The organism is Micromonospora sp. NBC_00362 (assembly GCF_026342155.1).
Taxonomy (GTDB): domain Bacteria; phylum Actinomycetota; class Actinomycetes; order Mycobacteriales; family Micromonosporaceae; genus Micromonospora; species Micromonospora hortensis.
Window position 1 is genome coordinate 3,133,972 of the sequence record NZ_JAPENH010000001.1, and the last position, 17,423, is coordinate 3,151,394.

A 17,423-nucleotide genomic window follows, 5' to 3' on the forward strand; every position below is an offset into this window, starting at 1 on the left:
CGCCTCAGAGGCCGGTCGCCACTCGGGCCGGGGCGATCAGGCTACGGCGTGGGCGGCGAGCCGGTCGCCGACCTCTTCGGTACGCAGCGTCACGCCCGGCACCCGGCTGGCCAGCTCGGCGGCGACCGCCGCGTTGACCCGGGCGGCCGACTCGCTGTGCCCGAGCTGTTCCAGTAGCAGCGCGGCGGAGAGCACCGCGGCGACCGGGTCGGCGACGCCCTGCCCGGCGATGTCCGGCGCCGAGCCGTGCACCGGCTCGAACATCGAGGGGTACGCCCCCTCGGGGTTGATGCAACCGCTGGCGGCCAGCCCGATGCCACCGGTGACGGCCGCGGCGATGTCGGTGAGGATGTCGCCGAACAGGTTGTCGGTGACCACCACGTCGTAGCGCTGCGGCTGGGTGACCAGGAACATGGCCGCCGCGTCGACGTGCTGGTACTCGGTTTCGATGTCCGGGTGCTCGGCGGCGATGGCGTCGAACGTACGCGCCCAGAGCGACCCGGCGTGGGTGAGCACGTTGGTCTTGTGCACGAGGGTGACCTTGCGCCGCTCCCGGCGGCCGGCGCGCGCGAACGCGTCACGGATCACCCGCTCCACGCCGTGCCGGGTGTTCAGGCTCTCCTCGGTGGCGACCTCGGCCGGGGTGCCCCGGTGCAGGGAACCGCCGGCACCGGCGTAGAGCCCCTCGGTGCCCTCGCGCACCACCACGAGGTCGACCTCGCCCGGCTTCACGTTGCCCAGCGGGCCGGCGACCCCGGGCCAGAGCCGGGACGGGCGCAGGTTGACGTACTGGTCGAAGGCGAAACGGAGCTTGAGCAGCAGCCCACGCTCCAGCACACCCGGCGGGACCGTCGGGTCACCGACCGCGCCGAGCAGGATCGCGTCGTGCCCGGCCAGCTCGGTCAGCACCGAGTCGGGCAGCACCTCTCCGGTACGGTGCCAGCGGGCGGCGCCGAGGTCGTACTCGGTGGCCTGCACGTCGGGCAGCACCGCGTCGAGGACCTTGCGGGCCTGCGCGACCACCTCGGGCCCGATGCCGTCTCCGGCCACCACCGCGATCCGCGCCACGACCGCACTCCTCTGCTCAACGGTTCCGTCCGGGCAACGGTACGTCGCTGTCCCGCCTCCCGGTACGCAGCGTCCACAATTTGGGATGCGGGAATGCACAGCACCCTCTCAGCTGGGACTCATGGGGCGGTCATCTCCGCTGCCTACGGTAGTGCTCAGTGGGTCGCGGGGGCCCGCTGACCAACGGAGTCGCGGTGACGCGGCGCCATGTGCGAGGGGGCAGATGCGATGCGCATCGACGAGCAGCCACGGACACGCTGGCCGGACCCGTCCGCGTTCCGCAACCGCCGGCCGGACCTTCGACTCGGCAGCCGTCGGCACCGGATCGACCCGGCCGCGGCCACCGAGGGCCGGATCGCGGTGCAGCACACCGTACGCACCGCGACCGCCGAGTACACACTGCTGCTCAACGCCCCCGAGTGGCTCGGTCGCCGGGGCGTGGGCGAGGCGCTGCGGGACAGCGTCGCCGAGCTGCGCGCCATCGACCTCACCTACGGCCCCAACCGACCGGAGAGCCTGGTCTCCCGGCTGCGTCGGGGCGAGATCAGCCCGGAGTCGTACCCGCCGCTCGCCGACCTGGTGGACCGCTGCGCCGCGATGCGCGCGGCCACCGACGGGTGGTTCGACGCCTGGGCGGTGCCCGGCGGCTTCGACCCGGGCGGCCTGCTCGGCGGTTGGGCCGTGGAACGCGCCGCCGAGCGACTGCGCGCCGCCGGCATCCACGACTACGCCGTACTCGCCGGCGCCGACCTCGTCGTCCGGGGCCGCGCGGCGCACGGCGGACCGTGGCGGGTAGCTGTGCACCATCCGACCGCACCCGAGCGCGCGCCGCTGGTGCTGGAGATGACCGCCGGCGGGATCGGCACCTCCGGGGTGACCGGGCGGCAGGGCCACGTGGTGGACCCGCACACCGGCGAGCCGGCCGACCACCTCGTCGCCGCCACAGTGGTGGGCCCCGACCTGACGATCGCCGACGCCTACGCCACGGCGCTCTACGCCGCCGGCCCCACCGGCCTGGCGTGGTTCCGGGGCAACTCCGACTATCGCGCGCTCTTCGCACACCGTCGCTGAGCCGGTCGGGCGCGCGATCGGCCCCCACGGTCTCGGCAACGACCGTGAGGGCCGGTCAGCGACGAGTGCGCGTGGCTCGCACAACCGAGGGGTGCGGACCGGTCGGGCCGGACGTCGACCGCGCCACCCGAAGACGGGCCGGCGCCTCGAACTCGGCCAGTGACCGCAGTGCGTACGCTAGCGAATCGACGCAACTCGACGCAAGAGTCTCCACACCGGACCGTCGTGACCGGAGCACGCGGTGATCGGTGGTTGACCGGCGGCGAGGCAGTTTCGACATGCTGAACGGCGGATGGCACGCTATCCGCCGTGAGTTTCGATCTGAGCGTGTGGGCCCTGGAGGACGGGGCGACGCCCGAGGACGTGCGGACAGCGGTCAACGGTTGCCGGCAGGGGCGGCACGTGGATCGCTATCCCGATCCGCGGGTGGTCAGCTTCTACCGGGCGATCACCGCCTCCTATCCGGACCGTCACCCCGGCCCGAACAGCCCGTGGGCGGTGGCGCCGCTGCACGCGGCCCACGACCACGTCGAGCTGAACCTGCACCCGACCTGCGCGGACCAGGTGCTACTGGACATCGAGCGGCTGGCCGGCGAGCACGGGCTGATGCTCTTCGACCCGCAGGACGGCTCGGTCTACCCGCCGCCGGCGCGGATGCCCGGCTGACCTGACCGGCGGTACGGACGGGAAATGACGAGGGGCCCGGCGAATCGCCAGGCCCCCCACGGTGTTTGTCGTCTACTACTCGTCGCGCAGGTCGGCGGCGCTGGCCGCCGTGGCGCCGATCGACTCGGCGGCCGAGGTGAGCAGGTCGGCGCCGAGCGCCTGGTCGACGGTGAGCGTCATCAGCGTCTCACCGCCCGCCTCCCGACGAGCCACCTGCATGGCGGCGATGTTGATGCCCGACTCGCCGAGCAGGGTACCGACAGTGCCGACCACACCGGGCCGGTCGGCGTAGCGCAGGAAGAGCAGGATCCCCTCCGCGCCGATCTCCACGTCGAAGCCGTCCACCTCGGTCAGCTTCAGCACGTCCCGAGCGCCGGAGTGGGTGACAGTGCCGGAGACACTGACCGTCCGACCGTCCGGCAGCGCGCCGCGCACAGTGACCAGGGTCGGCTGCTCGGCCGTCTCGGCCAGCGTGGCCAGGGTGACCTCGACGCCACGCTCGGCAGCCAGGTGCGGGGCGTTGACGTAGGTGACCTGCTCCTCGACCACTGAGCTGAACAGGCCCTTGGTGGCGGCGAGCTTGAGCACCGACACGTCGTGGCTGACGATCTCACCGCGGACCTCGACGGTGACGCTGGCGGCGACCCCGCCCGCGACCGCGGTGAACGCCCGGCCGAGCTTCTCCGCCAGCGGCAGCAGCGGCCGAACGTCCTCGGCGACCACGCCGCCGGCCTGCACGTTCACCGCGTCCGGAACGAACTCGCCCTGCAACGCCAGCTTGACGCTCTTGGCCACGGCCAGACCGGCCTTGTCCTGCGCCTCGTGGGTGGAGGCGCCCAGGTGCGGGGTGGCCACCACGTTGTCGAAGGCGAACAGCGGGGACGAGGTGCACGGCTCCTTGCTGTACACGTCGACGCCGGCGCCGGCGACCCGGCCCTCGGCGATCGCGTCCGCCAGCGCCTGCTCGTCGACCAGCCCACCACGGGCGGCGTTGATGATGCGAACGCCGGGCTTGACGAGCGCCAACTCCTTCTCACCGATCAGGCCCACCGTCTCCGGCGTCTTCGGCAGGTGGATGGAGATGAAGTCGCTCTCCCGCAGCAGCTCCTCCAGCCCGACCAGGCGGACGCCGAGCTGCGCCGCACGGGCCGGCTGGATGTACGGGTCGTACGCGATCAGCCGGGTGCCGAAAGCGGCGATGCGCTGTGCGAAGAGCACCCCGATACGACCGAGCCCGACCACGCCGACGGTCTTGCCCTGCACCTCGACGCCTGTGTACTTCGACCGCTTCCACTCCCCCGCCTTGAGCGCGGAACTGGCGCTCGCGGTGTTGCGGGCGACGGCGAGCAGCAGCGCGACGGCCTGCTCGGCGGCGGAGACGATGTTGGAGGTGGGCGCGTTGACGACCATGACGCCCCGCGCGGTGGCGGCCGGCACCTCGACGTTGTCCAGTCCGATGCCCGCCCGGGCGACCACCTTCAGTCGCGGCGCGGCAGCAATCGCCTCGGCGTCGATCTGGGTCGCGCTGCGCACGATGACGGCGTTGGCCTCGGAGAGCGCCGAGAGCAGGGCCGGACGGTCGGTGCCGTCGACGTGACGGACGTCGAAGTCGTGGGCGAGCACCTCGATGGCGGCGGGGGCGAGTTCTTCGGCGATCAGTACGACAGGATTCATCGGTCCTCGTAGAGGTCGTGTTTGCGATCGGCCCGGGCGGCGGGGCGCCGCACTGCGCCCTGCGCTGATCCGTGCCGTGGCCGTCAGGTGCCGGCTGCTGCACCTACAGGCGATCGTAGGGGCCCCGCTGGTCGGCGTGTTCCGGTCTTCGGGGTGAGTGCCCTCACACGCCCGGTCGGGCGACGGACATCGGCCGTTCACCGCACCGACACGGTTCTCCGGCCGCGCCGAGCACCGGCGGCGTCGGTCACCCGGTCAGTCCGGGAGAGTCGTGGCGCACGAGCACTGCCGCCCGACGTATCGACGGGCGGCAGCATGCCGGGCAGCCCCGGGGCGGCGCTGGGGAGAGCGCCAGCCCTGGGGCTGTCGGTGGATCGTCGTTCGAACGGGTCAGGCGGTCTCGGTGATCGGGCGGTCGACCCAGCTCATCATGCCGCGCAGCTTCTTGCCGGTCTCCTCGATCGGGTGCGCCGCACCCTCGGCCTGCCACTTGGTGAAGTTGGGCCGGCCGGCCTCGTCCTCGGCGACCCACTCGCGGGCGAACTCGCCGGACTGGATCTCACCCAGGATCTTGCGCATCTCGTCCTTGACCCGGGAGTCGATGATGCGCGAGCCACGGGAGAGGTCGCCGTACTCGGCGGTGTCGGAGATGCTGTAGCGCATCTTCGCGATGCCGCCCTCGTACATGAGGTCGACGATCAGCTTCAGCTCGTGCAGGCACTCGAAGTAGGCGATCTCCGGGGCGTAGCCCGCCTCGGTGAGCACCTCGAAACCGGTCTGCACCAGCGCCGAGGCGCCGCCGCAGAGCACCGCCTGCTCGCCGAAGAGGTCGGTCTCGGTCTCCTCGGTGAAGGTGGTCTTGATCGCGCCGGCGCGGGTGCCGCCGATCCCCTTGGCGTACGCGAGGGCGAGCGCGAGCGCGTTGCCGCTGGCGTCCTGCTCGACGGCGACGAGACAGGGCACGCCCTTGCCGTCGCTGTACTGGCGGCGGACCAGGTGACCGGGGCCCTTGGGCGCGACCATCGCGACGTCCACCTCGGCCGGCGGCTTGATCAGGCCGTACCGGATGTTGAAGCCGTGGCCGAAGAAGATCGCCTTGCCCGGGGCGAGGTGCGGGGCGATCGACTCCGCGTAGATCCCGCGCTGGGCGGTGTCCGGTGCGAGCACCATGATCACATCGGCCTCGGCGGCGGCCTGTGCGGGCGTGACCACTCGCAGGCCCTGCTCCTCAGCCTTGGGACGGCTCTTCGAGCCCTCCGGCAGACCGATCACCACGTCGACGCCGGAGTCACGCAGCGACAGCGCGTGGGCGTGGCCCTGGCTGCCGTAACCGATCACCGCGACCTTCTTGGCCTGGATCAGGCCGAGGTCGGCATCGTCGTCGTAGTACACCTCAACGCTCATGAGAACTTCCCTTTCGTACGACGGCCGGGGCGGCCCGTCGTGGTCTGTGCGGATGAATTCGCCGGACGGTCGGCCGAGGGCCGACCGGCGGCGGGTCAGGCGGCCCGAAGCGCGGGACCGGCGGTGATCGAACGCGAGCCGCGCCCGATGGCCACCAGCCCGGACTGGACCATCTCCTTGATGCCGAAGGCCTCGAGGTCGCGGAGCAGCGCGTCGAGCTTGTCCGGGGTGCCGGTGGCCTCGATGGTCAGCGTGTCCGGTGCGACGTCGACCACCCGGGCGCGGAACAGGTTGACGGTCTCCAGCACCTGCGACCGCGCGGACCGGTCGGCGCGAACCTTCACCAGCAGCAACTCTCGGGCGACCGAGACCTGGGGATCCAGCTCAACGATCTTGAGCACGTTGACAAGCTTGTTCAGCTGCTTGGTGACCTGCTCCAGCGGGGACGACTCCGCGTTGACCACGATGGTGATCCGGGAGACGTCCGGGTTCTCGGTCTCGCCGACGGCGAGGCTGTCGATGTTGAACCCGCGCCGGGAGAACAGGCCGGAGACCCGGGCGAGCACGCCCGGCTTGTTCTCCACCAGCACGGACAAAGTATGCATGGTCATTAAATGTCATCCTCGTCGAAGGCCGGGCGGACGCCACGGGCGAACATGATCTCGTCGTTGCTGGTGCCGGCGGCGACCATCGGCCAGACCATCGCGTCCTTGCCGACCACGAAGTCGATCACCACGGGGGCGTCGTTGATCTCCATGGCGGCGGCGATCGTCTTGTCCACGTCATCGGCGCTCTCGCACCGCAGCCCGACGCAGCCCAGGGCCTCGGCGAGCTTGACGAAGTCGGGGATGCGGTGCTTGTGGGTGCCGAGCTCGGTGTTGGAGTAGCGCTCGTTGTAGAAGAGCGTCTGCCACTGCCGGACCATGCCGAGATTGCCGTTGTTGATGACGGCGATCTTGACCGGGATGCCCTCCAACGCGCAGGTGGCCAACTCCTGGTTGGTCATCTGGAAGCAGCCGTCACCGTCCACCGCCCAGACCACCGTGTCCGGCTTGCCGACCTTGGCGCCCATCGCCGCCGGCACCGCGTAGCCCATCGTGCCGAGGCCGCCGGAATTCAACCAGGTGTACGGCTTCTCGTAGGAGATGAACTGTGACGCCCACATCTGGTGCTGGCCCACCCCGGCCACGAAGATCGCGTCCGGGCCGACGATCTCGCCCAGCCGCTTGATCACGTACTGCGGGGACAGGGTCCCGTCGACCGGCTCGTCGTAGCCCAGCGGGTAACGGTTGCGCAGGTCGTTGAGCTGCGTCCACCAGTCACCCAGGTCGGCGGTGTGCCCTGCCGACCGCTCGGCGGTGACCGCGGCGATCAGCTCGTCGATGACGTGCTTGGCGTCACCGACGATCGGGACGTCCACGTGCCGGTTCTTGCCGATCTCGGCGGGGTCGATGTCCGCGTGCACCACTGCCGCGTCCGGGGCGAACGAATCCAGTTTGCCGGTGACCCGGTCGTCGAAGCGTGCGCCCAGCGCGACGATCAGATCCGCCTTCTGCAGGCCGTAGACCGCGGCGACAGTGCCGTGCATGCCGGGCATCCCGAGGTGCTGCTGGTGCGAGTCGGGGAACGCGCCGAGCGCCATCAGCGTGGTGACGACCGGGATGCCGGTCAGCTCGGCCAGCCGGCGCAGCCCGTCGGTGGCACCGGCCTTGAGCACGCCGCCGCCCACGTAGAGCACCGGCCGCCGGGCTGCGGCCATCAGCCGCGCCGCCTCCCGGATCTGCTTGCCGTGCGGGTGCAGGGTGGGCCGGTAGCCGGGCAGGTCGAGGGTGGGCGGCCAGGAGAAGGTGGTCGGCGCCTGGAGCACGTCCTTGGGGATGTCGACAAGCACGGGGCCGGGTCGCCCGCTGCTGGCCAGGTGGAACGCCTCGGCCAGCACGCGGGGGATCTCCTCGGCGTTCTGCACGAGGAAGTTGTGCTTGGTGATCGGCAGGGTGATGCCCTGGATGTCCGCTTCCTGGAAGCCGTCGGTGCCGATCAGCGGGCTGGCCACCTGTCCGGTGATCGCCACCATCGCCACCGAGTCCATGTACGCGTCAGCGATCGGGGTGACCAGGTTCGTCGCGCCCGGGCCGGAGGTGGCGATGCAGACGCCGACCTTGCCGGTGGCCTGCGCGTAGCCGGTCGCCGCGTGCCCCGCGCCCTGCTCGTGCCGCACCAGGATGTGCCGGACCGTCGAGTCGTAGAGCGGGTCGTACGCCGGCAGGATCGCGCCGCCCGGAATGCCGAAGACGACGTCGACGTCGAGCGCCTCGAGGGACCGCACGAGCGAGCCGGCCCCGGAGATCGGGGTCGCGGCGGCGGGCCGTACCGCCGGGGCGGCCGGGGTGGTCGTGCGCGTGGCGGCCTGGTCGACATCGAGGGTCGGGTCGGCGGCCGCGCGGGCCCGGCGGGCGGTGTGGGCGAGGGTCTCGGGCGTGGGTCTCGTCATGGCGGTTCTGGCCTTCGGCTGGAGTGGCTGGTGGCTAGTCAAGCGATGCGACACGGGCGGGGCCCGCCTCGCCAGGTTCCGATGGCAATAAAAACGGCCCTCGTGCAGATGCACGGGGCCAGCGCACTCTCAGGTGGGAGAGTGCGCTCAGGTAAGTACTCGCAGCGACCGGTACGACGACATGCGGCTAAGCCTGACGCATCTCACGCGATGAGTCAACTGATCCCACATGTTGGTTAACGGAGGTCGGCGCGTCGGCCTGCGACGCGCCATCGGCAGGTGGGGTGAGCTGCCCGGATCCACCCGGAGCACGGCGTGGTGCGGGCACCGGAGCGGGACGCGCGCCCGGGGATGTGGCCGCCTCCAGCATCGCCTCCAGGTGCTCGGCGGGCACCCCCCAGCCGAAGAGCGCGCCCTGGCCGAAGCGGCAACCGGCGGCCACCACGGCGGCCAACTCGGTCGGGGTGGTCACCCCCTCGGCGATCACCTCCAGCCCCAACTGGTGGCCCAGGCGCATGACGATGTCGACCATCGGGGCGAACGCGGGGCCGTCCTGGCCGACTGGGCGGACCGGCTCGTGCTCGGCGACCAGACTGTGGTCGATCTTGAGGATGTCGATCGGCAACCGGCGCAGCTGCCCCAGCGACGAGTAGCCGGCCCCGAAGTCGTCCAGCGCGATCCGGACACCTGTCAACCGCAGCGCGGTGAGCCGCCGGATCAGCTCGTCCAGGTCGGTGGCGACCGCGTGCTCGGTGACCTCCAGGACCAGCCGCTGCGGCGGAACGTGGTGGGCACGCAGCGCCTCGGCGACCTGGACCACGTACTGCGGGGCGTGCAGCTCACGCGGGGAGACGTTCACCGACACCCAGACGTCGTGCCCGTCCGCCAGCCACCGGGAGAGCTGGTAGCAGGCCTGATGCAGCACCCAGGCGCCGAGCGGGGCGATCATCCCGCACTCCTCGGCGAGCGGGATGAACTCGTCCGGACGCACGTTGCCCAGCTCGGGATGGTGCCAGCGGAGCAGCGCCTCGGCGCCGACCGGCCGCACCGACGGCAGCGACGCCACCGGCTGGAACGCCAACCGCAGCTCGTCGCGGTCGATGGCCCCGCGCAGCTCGTGCTCCACAGTCGTACGGCGGCGCAACAGCTGGTCGTACGCGGCGTCGTACCGCTCGATCCGGTTCTTGCCACGCTGCTTGGCGTAGCGCAACGCCAGGTCGGCGTGGCGCAGCAGCAGCTCCACGTCCGGCTCGTCGGCCCAGTCGGCCACCCCGATGCTCACCGACAGGAAGACCGGCCCCTCCGGCTGGTCGTAGGGGCGGTTGAGCACCCCGAGGAGCCGTTCGGCGACCCGGTCCGCCTCGACCGACCGACCCTGCATGAGGACGGCGAACTCGTCGCCACCCAGCCGGGCGGCAACGTCGCCGGGGCGCAGGTTGCCGCGCAGCCGCCGGCCCACCTCGGCCAGCACGGCGTCGCCCACGTCGTGGCCCCGCATGTCGTTGACGTTCTTGAAGCCGTCCAGGTCCAGGCCGAGCAGCACACACGGGTTGTGGTCGGCGGCGTTGCGGTGCAGCGCCCGGAGCAGCCCGCGCCGGTTGGCCAACGACGTCAGCGGATCGGTGTGCGCCAACTCCCGGAAGTGCGCCTCCCGCTCGGCCAGGCGGCTCGCGTACCCCCGGACGTCGCGAAGGGTGAGGTACTGCCGTGCCACCAGGGCGAAGCCCTCCACGCTGCCGGCCACGATGCCCGCCGCGGTGAACCGGCCGTCCTGGGCGAGGTGGTACATCGCCGAGGCGGCCATCGCCAGCATCGGGGCGATCGCGTACTCGCCGTCGCTGCCGACCAGGTCCAGGTCGATCTGCCCCGGCCGGTCGGCCCGGTACACGGCGAGCGCGACGACCAGCAGACCAGCGGCGAGCACCGCCGCACCGGCCAGCGCCATCGTCGGCCCGGCCTGGCAGAGCCCGGCGCTGAGACCCAGCCCACCGCAGGTCACCGCGCTGATGCCGGCGCCCAGCGCGGCGAGCCGTCGACGTGGCGCGGCGGCCCGGAAGACGACGATCACGACGAGCCCGGCACCGAGCGCGGCGCTCACGGTGGCCACCAGGATCGCCGGGCAGGCCATCGGCGTGGCGGCACCGAGCAACCGGGTGGGCTCGGTGAAGAGCACCCAACCGACGAACCACAGCGCCGCCGCCATGACCAACCCGTCCAGGGCGAGCCGGGTCGTTCCGGCAGCGGTGGCTGCCACCCCGGGCAGCCGGAGCAGACCAGCGGCGAAGGCCAGCCCGCTCACCGCGGTGCCGATCGCCACCGCTGTCGCCCAACCGGTGCGCTGCCCCTGCTCGTGGGCCCAGTGGTCGTTCGCGCTGAGCGCGGCGACAACCCCGGCCAGGAGGCTGAGCAGTGCAACTCCGGCGGCCGCCGCGAGCAGCACGTGTGCCGGTCGACGCGGCGCCACCCGCCGCCGGGCGACGACGGTCAGCAGCACGGCGGCCACCGCGGCGACGAGCCCGCTGAGCGCCGCGACAGCGACCATGCCCGGTGGAAAATGCACGCCTCCAAGAGTGCCGGATGGGCGCACGTCATGGGGGGCTGGGTGTGCATCTGTTGGGACACGGCAGATACCGGGGTGGGCCGGTGCGCCGACGGTGTCATGCTGGTATGCATGCCTGAGCTGCGGTCGAGGACTTCCACACACGGTCGGACGATGGCCGGCGCCCGGGCCCTCTGGCGGGCCACCGGGATGACCGACGACGATTTCGGCAAGCCGATCGTCGCCATCGCCAACAGTTTCACCCAGTTCGTGCCTGGTCACGTACACCTCAAGGACATGGGTGGCCTGGTCGCCGACGCGATCGCCGAGGCCGGCGGGGTGGGCCGGGAGTTCAACACCATCGCTGTCGACGACGGGATCGCGATGGGCCACGGCGGCATGCTCTACTCGCTGCCCAGCCGCGAGCTGATCGCCGACGCCGTCGAATACATGGTCAACGCGCACTGCGCGGACGCCCTGGTCTGCATCTCCAACTGCGACAAGATCACCCCCGGGATGCTGCTGGCCGCGTTGCGGCTCAACATCCCGACCGTCTTCGTCTCCGGCGGCCCGATGGAGGCCGGCAAGACGATGGCGATCGAGGGCGTCGTGCACAGCAAGATCGACCTGATCGACGCGATGATCGCCTCCTCGAACGAGGCGGTCACCGACGAGCAGCTCGGTGAGATCGAACGCTCCGCCTGCCCGACCTGCGGCTCCTGCTCCGGCATGTTCACCGCCAACTCGATGAACTGCCTCACCGAGGCGATCGGGCTCGCGCTGCCCGGCAACGGCTCCACGCTGGCCACCCACGCCGCCCGCCGGTCGCTCTTCGTCGAGGCCGGCCGGACCGTCGTGGAGATCTCCAAGCGGTGGTACGACGGCGACGACGACTCGGTGCTGCCGCGTGCTGTCGCCTCCAAGGCCGCCTTCGAGAACGCTGTCGCCCTGGACGTGGCGATGGGCGGCTCCACCAACACCGTGCTGCACCTGCTGGCCGCCGCCCGCGAGGCGGAGATGGACTTCGGCGTCACCGACATCGACGCGATCTCCCGGCGGGTGCCCTGCCTGGCCAAGGTCGCGCCGAACTCGCCGAACTACCACATGGAGGACGTGCACCGGGCCGGCGGCATCCCGGCGATCCTCGGCGAACTGGACCGGGCCGGGCAGCTCAACCGGGACGTGTGGGCCGTGCACTCCCCCTCGCTGGCACAGTGGCTGACCGACTGGGACGTGCGCGGCGGCTCCCCCACCCCCACGGCCGTCGAGCTGTTCCACGCCGCTCCTGGCGGCGTGCGTACCGTCGAACCGTTCTCCACCACCAACCGGTGGTCGTCGCTGGACACCGACGCGGCCGGCGGCTGCATCCGGGACCGCGAGCACGCCTACTCCGCCGACGGTGGTCTGGCCATCCTGCACGGCAACCTGGCACCCGAGGGCAGCGTGGTGAAGACCGCCGGCGTGCCCGACGACTGCCTGACCTTCCGTGGCCCGGCGAAGGTCTACGAGTCGCAGGACGACGCGGTGACAGCGATCCTCGCCAAGCAGGTGGTCGCCGGGGACGTCGTGGTGATCCGGTACGAGGGGCCCAAGGGCGGCCCCGGCATGCAGGAGATGCTGTACCCCACCTCGTTCCTCAAGGGACGCGGGCTGGGCCGCTCCTGCGCGCTGCTCACCGACGGCCGTTTCTCCGGTGGCACCTCCGGGCTCTCCATCGGGCACGTCTCCCCCGAGGCGGCCTCCGGCGGGCTGATCGCCCTGGTCCGCGACGGCGACGAGGTCGTCATCGACATCCCGGGCCGGTCCATCGAGCTGAACGTTTCCGCCGAGGAGCTGGAGGCTCGCCGGGTGGCCGAGGAGAAGCGCGACAAGCCGTACACCCCCACCGACCGGCAGCGGCCGGTGTCTGCGGCGCTGCGCGCGTACGCCTCGATGGCCACCTCGGCCAGCGACGGCGCCTACCGCCGCGTCCCGGAGTAACCACCGCTCGCATCGACATCCGTGATGTCGGGTATCCCGTCGGCCCGGATACCCGACATCGGTGCCGAATCATCGTTCTACAGCGCACCTAGCCGGGTCGAACATCGGATCCTCGATCGCCTTCAGCAGCGGTCGGGATGCCACATGCTCCGGCCTGATGTGCCGCCCGAGCACCACGACCGCCACCGACGACGCGCCAGCGCTCTTCAACGCGTACGCCAGCGACTGCGCCCGGGAACCTGTCGTCCAGGTGTCGTCCAGGACCAGCGGCCGAACGCTGACGCTCTCGACCGGAAGCTGGACCGTGAACCAGTCGCGCTGGAACGTCCGCGTCTCAGATCCGTGGCGGGGATTCGACAGCGCCGCGAGCCACGGCAGTCCAAGACGGTCGCCGATCAGATCCTGCAGGGGGTGCGGATGAGCCTGGCTCCGGGTGCTCGGCACGACCACCACGTGGGTCGGCGCACCGCCCATCCGATCAGCGACGCAGTCGAGGTGCCGCTGCAGGAACAGCAGCAGCAGTGCGAGCAGATTCCACCTAGCCTGGGCCGACCCCGGCGTGGACTTGTACAGGCGCAGGTGGTGGTGATGCTGACCGGTACGCGGCGAGTAAGCGATTGGAGCGACCACGTCGGCGAGCAGGCCACCAGACGCCGTCTGGTGTTCCTGGCAGGGGTAGCAGTAGTCGAACCCGGGAGTGCGGACACCGCGACACGTCGGGCAGATCCAGGGAAGAGTGGGCAAGGGATTTCGAAGAAAGTTCCGCTGGGTCTCGACGTACTCCCGGACCCTGGCCCACGGGTCAGAGGCTGGCGAAATCAGGAAAGCCCTCCAACTCGGCCGCAGCCGGTGAACGGTCGAGAATGGCGTCGACCGCCTCCACCAGGTCCATGGTCCCGTGCGCGACGTGGACGCCGGGCCGGGCGGCGAAGGCGCGTGCCCAGTCGTGCCGCATCACCTGACTGGTGAGCACAACGGGCCGACCGTGCTGAAGAGCGAGCCGCGCCTGGATCCGGGCTCCACTGCGTTCGCCGGCTTCGATGACCACGGTGGCAGCGGCGTAGCCGCTCATCACCGCGTTTCGCATTGGGAAGCTCTGCTTTGTCGGGGCGGCATCGGGCCAAAACTGGCTGAGCACCAATCCGACCTTTGCGATGTGCTCCTGGAGCGCGTGGTTGACCGTCGGGTAGTGGTGACGAATTCCGGTGCCGATGACCGCGACGGTGCGGCCCCCTGCCGCGAGTGCCGCCTGGTGGGCTGCGGTGTCGATCCCTTTCGCCAGACCGCTGACCACCGTCACACCACGGCGGGCAAGTGATTCTGATACCGAGCTGGCGATCTCGACGCCTCGATCGCTCGCTTCGCGGCTGCCGACCACTGCGATGGCCCGAGCGTCGGGACGCGACTCACCTCGGGCGAAGAGCACTGGCGGCATCTCGCGGATGTCACGCAACTGGGCGGGGTAGTCGTCGTCGAAGAAGGCCCGCACTGTGATGCCCTCGGCCCGCCAGCCCGCGAGGTCGCCGGCTGCGGCCTCGATCAGCGAGTCGACGGAGCGGGTGTCGGGAAAGAGCGTGTCGGTCTGCCCGACGACCCGGCGCAGGACTGCCAGGGCGGTGCCGACCTCTTGAATGTCGTGCACGGCATCAGACCAGCCGAGGTCTGGCTGCCGCAGCAGCGCGATCAGCGCAGCCCGCTCCACCGTCACCCGGTCCATGCCCCTGATCGTAGAGGCAACTCCCGGCCGCCCGGCCCACCGGCCACGCGGAGCCGGCAGAGAAGCTCGGCGCACCTCAGATCGCCCCACGTGATCGAACATATGTTCCCTCAGTCCTCAGGTCAACCGGACGTCGCGCAGGTCGGGGGCTTCGGCGAGGAGGTGTACGCCGTCGTCGTCGTGTCGGTACGCCGTGCAACCGGCGCGGGTGAAGCGAACGGTGAGCACCTGCCCGGCGTGCTGGGCCGCCAGGCGTAGCAGTTCCGGCTCGGGATCGGCGACGTCACGCGGCCCCGAGCCGGGCACCGGGATGGGCACCGTCGGGTCGGTGGGGGCGGCCCCGGCTACGGCGTCGGTCAGGCATTCGACGCACCAGGAGAGCGCGGCGGCCAGACTCGGCCGGTAGGGGAAGTCGTCAGGACGGACAGGTGCGTCAAGCGGCTTCACGTCGACCGACCAGCGCAATCCGTCGGCCAGCAGTGGGTCTGCGGCGTTGTGCCGCAGGTCGCACACCGCCACCACGAGGGCCAGGTCAAGGCCGAGGGCGAGCCGCAGCAACTCGGCCAGCGGCGGCGCGTCGGGAGGCGTCGCCACCACGATCAGACGGCCGGCCGGCGTACCCCGGCTTGCGTTGCGGACGTGCTCCCCGACCGGGTCGGCCCCGGCCCAGGGCAGTGTGACGTAACCGTCGCGGAGGTCTTTGCCGATCTGCTGCCCACCGTCGGCGTCGGCCAGGTCGTCGGGCCGCGCACCGAGGACGGCCGCCCAGGAGCCGAGCCGGTAACGGTCCGGAAGCTGGACGACGGGCTTGCCGCCCGGTTGGGTGGCGACCAGCGGAGCGACTTCGGGCGCACCGGCCTGCCAGGCCAGGTGCACCACCCGGTGCCGCAGGTCGGTGATCGTGACCACCACCGTCCGGTGCAGACGGTGGGTGTCGCCGCAGGTGAAGCAGTGCAGCGCGGATGGGCGCAGGCCGGCGCCGCAGCAGTGCGGGCAGTCGGGGTCGGCCACCCGACCGCCGAGCCGGCAGTCGCAGGCGCGTAGCCGGCTGTGTGGTCGGCAGTCCGGGCACTGCCGCCAGTCGACGGGTTCACCCAGCCACTGCGGGTCGGGCGGTTCGTAGCCGCGGCTCACCGGCACCCGCACACGGCGGACGACCTGGCCGGTGGGCTGCTCCGCGAGGGTCTCCACCGGCTCGCCGGCGCGCAGAGTCGTGTGCCACCAGCGGCCGTTGCGCCACAGCGCCTGCGCGCCGGGCAACTCGTCGCCGTGGGCCGCGTCGTTGCAGTCAGCGAGCACGCGGCGTTCGAGTTGATCGACGTCCACGGCCGAAGCGACGGGTGGGCGCGGCGAGTCAGGTCGCAGCAGCCGGGCGGGAGCGGCCAGGCCGCGTTGGGCAAGGCCGTCGAGCGCCTTGGCCACGTCGGTGCAGGCCAGCGACTCCGGCAGGTCCCGGCACCAGCCGGGCGAACCGAGCGGCACCGGGGAGCCGGGCACCTCGTACCGAATGGCCCAGCAGAACCCGGCATCCTGCCGGCGGGCCTCGACGACCAGGTCGAGCAGCAGCAGGTCGGCCAGCGCACACAGCCGGGCCAGCCGTGCGGCCGGGTCGACGGTCGCCGGGACGGTGGATCGGCCCAGCACCAGCCGCCAGGGGGCGTGATCGGCCCGCAGGATGGCGTGAGCCTCCAACTCGTGCCGAAGCGCTGCGGGCAGGTCGGGCTGCCACTGCCGGTCCAACCACAGCGAAGGCACATCGGCCTCGTCCAGGACCGCGCCGACGGTGGCGGCGAGTTCGCGTACCCGGGAAGCAAGGTCGACCACCCAGTGGCCCGCCGGGTCGCGGTGGGGGTCGAGGCCGCCGGGCACGACCTGGTGGGACGCGACAGCGCCGGTGTCCAGGTTCGCGACGGTGACCACGAGCTGCGCCCGCCGCCGGCCGCGCCGCCCGCAGCGATAACAGGGGTACGTGACGGTGCCCGCGCCGCGACACTGCTCGCAGCTCCGGTACGCCTCCCGGCGTGGCCCGAGCACGTCGGCGTCGGCGAGGAACCGGTCACCGTAGGTGGTGCACCGGCACGGCTCCAGCGTGAAGGTCATCCCGTCGCAGTCCGGGCAGACGACGACGGGCACGGCGGTCACCGACACCGCCGGGCCGCGCAGTCACCGTCGTGTTCCACCCGCCGCACGCACCGCCGACCGCCGTCGAGCGGCAGGTCGCAGAAGACCCGATGGCGTACGCCCTGGGCGTCCTCGGCGGACACCGTGGTCTCACCGGCGTCCACTTCGGTGAGGAAGCTCAGGGAGCGGGCCAGGGTGCCGGCGAACTGTTGGGCGGCCGGCAGGTCGGCGGCGGTGAACGGCAGGTGCGCCACCCAGCGGGCGCTCATTCGCGGGCCGCCGAATCCTCGCGGGCCCGCCGTGACTGCCAGCACTTCAGCGCATCCTTGATCCGCTCGGTCTCCCGCCGGCTGCTGCCCAGCGCCGCGTACACCTCGGCGAGATCGTGGGCGACCCGGTCGAGGAACTCGGCGACCTCCAGGGCGTCCACGCCACGCCGGCCACGGCGGGTGAACCGGCGTCCGCGGACCTGCCAGGGCTTCAGGGGTACGTAGTTGGCCGCCCGATAGGGCGCCGGCCGGGGTGGCTCGGCCCGGAGATGACGGAGAAACGCGCACACGAAGCAGCACCACCCTTCCTCATATTTGATCGACGATCACCGGCGCGGGAATTGCGCGTCCATCGCTGTTGTCGGACCAATCTTGTAAGGTCGGAAGCACCATCGCAATGAATGTCGACTCACACTGTTCCGC

At 71.4% G+C, this 17,423-nt stretch carries 14 protein-coding genes; 3 read left to right on the forward strand and 11 right to left on the reverse strand.

All coding sequences use genetic code 11. From position 1 onward, the window contains the following. Nucleotides 1-36: 36 nt before the first annotated feature. The gene (locus OG992_RS14215; RefSeq protein ID WP_266303449.1) at nt 37-1,068 is read right to left on the reverse strand and encodes a 3-isopropylmalate dehydrogenase; all 1,032 of its coding nucleotides are present in this window, start codon (nt 1,066-1,068) and stop codon (nt 37-39) included. 228 nt (nt 1,069-1,296) lie between these two features. Between OG992_RS14215 and OG992_RS14220 the strand changes: the two genes are divergently transcribed. Both OG992_RS14220 and OG992_RS14225 read left to right on the forward strand, forming a co-directional pair. After that, nucleotides 1,297-2,139, forward strand: coding sequence for an FAD:protein FMN transferase (locus OG992_RS14220; protein WP_266303450.1), 843 nt, complete (start codon nt 1,297-1,299; stop codon nt 2,137-2,139). A gap of 309 nt (nt 2,140-2,448) precedes the next feature. Continuing rightward, complete coding sequence (locus tag OG992_RS14225; RefSeq protein WP_238684653.1) at nt 2,449-2,805, forward strand: hypothetical protein; 357 nt, start codon at nt 2,449-2,451, stop codon at nt 2,803-2,805. Between the two features lie 75 nt (nt 2,806-2,880). Here OG992_RS14225 and serA read toward each other — a convergent pair whose 3' ends face one another. From serA to OG992_RS14250, 5 genes are all read right to left on the reverse strand, one after another. After that, nucleotides 2,881-4,479: a phosphoglycerate dehydrogenase gene (serA, locus tag OG992_RS14230; protein ID WP_238684654.1), complete on the reverse strand. Its 1,599-nt coding sequence runs from the start codon at nt 4,477-4,479 to the stop codon at nt 2,881-2,883. A gap of 390 nt (nt 4,480-4,869) precedes the next feature. Beyond that, a complete protein-coding gene (gene ilvC, locus OG992_RS14235; protein ID WP_238684655.1) occupies nt 4,870-5,883 on the reverse strand; it encodes a ketol-acid reductoisomerase in 1,014 nt (337 codons plus the stop codon). 95 nt (nt 5,884-5,978) lie between these two features. Beyond that, on the reverse strand, nt 5,979-6,494 hold the full coding sequence (gene ilvN, locus OG992_RS14240) for an acetolactate synthase small subunit (RefSeq protein ID WP_088946549.1): 516 nt from the start codon (nt 6,492-6,494) through the stop codon (nt 5,979-5,981). Next, entirely contained in the window at nt 6,494-8,374 is a 1,881-nt protein-coding gene (locus OG992_RS14245; protein WP_266303451.1) for an acetolactate synthase large subunit, read from the reverse strand. Before OG992_RS14245 ends, ilvN begins: the two co-directional genes overlap by 1 nt. Before the next feature lie 187 nt (nt 8,375-8,561). Further along, the gene (locus OG992_RS14250; protein WP_266303452.1) at nt 8,562-10,934 is read right to left on the reverse strand and encodes a bifunctional diguanylate cyclase/phosphodiesterase; all 2,373 of its coding nucleotides are present in this window, start codon (nt 10,932-10,934) and stop codon (nt 8,562-8,564) included. A gap of 111 nt (nt 10,935-11,045) precedes the next feature. Here OG992_RS14250 and ilvD point away from each other — a divergent pair, with 111 nt between their 5' ends. Further along, nucleotides 11,046-12,893 (forward strand): dihydroxy-acid dehydratase, encoded by a 1,848-nt coding sequence (gene ilvD / locus OG992_RS14255; protein ID WP_238684658.1) that lies wholly within the window; start codon nt 11,046-11,048, stop codon nt 12,891-12,893. 69 nt (nt 12,894-12,962) lie between these two features. Here ilvD and OG992_RS14260 read toward each other — a convergent pair whose 3' ends face one another. The 5 genes from OG992_RS14260 to OG992_RS14280 all read right to left on the reverse strand — a co-directional run bounded on the left by OG992_RS14260 (nt 12,963) and on the right by OG992_RS14280 (nt 17,290). Then, nucleotides 12,963-13,523, reverse strand: a complete 561-nt coding sequence (locus OG992_RS14260; RefSeq protein WP_266303453.1) for a phosphoribosyltransferase — start codon at nt 13,521-13,523, stop codon at nt 12,963-12,965. A gap of 172 nt (nt 13,524-13,695) precedes the next feature. Then, nucleotides 13,696-14,610, reverse strand: a complete 915-nt coding sequence (locus OG992_RS14265) for a DNA-processing protein DprA (protein WP_266303454.1) — start codon at nt 14,608-14,610, stop codon at nt 13,696-13,698. Nucleotides 14,611-14,727: 117 nt separating this feature from the next. Next, on the reverse strand, nt 14,728-16,752 hold the full coding sequence (locus OG992_RS14270) for a hypothetical protein (RefSeq protein WP_266303455.1): 2,025 nt from the start codon (nt 16,750-16,752) through the stop codon (nt 14,728-14,730). Then, nucleotides 16,749-17,000 carry a hypothetical protein gene (locus OG992_RS14275; RefSeq protein WP_238684662.1) on the reverse strand — a complete coding sequence of 84 codons (252 nt, stop codon included), beginning with the start codon at nt 16,998-17,000 and terminating at the stop codon, nt 16,749-16,751. Before OG992_RS14275 ends, OG992_RS14270 begins: the two co-directional genes overlap by 4 nt. Continuing rightward, a complete protein-coding gene (locus tag OG992_RS14280; RefSeq protein ID WP_266303456.1) occupies nt 16,997-17,290 on the reverse strand; it encodes a DivIVA domain-containing protein in 294 nt (97 codons plus the stop codon). Before OG992_RS14280 ends, OG992_RS14275 begins: the two co-directional genes overlap by 4 nt. Nucleotides 17,291-17,423 lie beyond the last annotated feature (133 nt).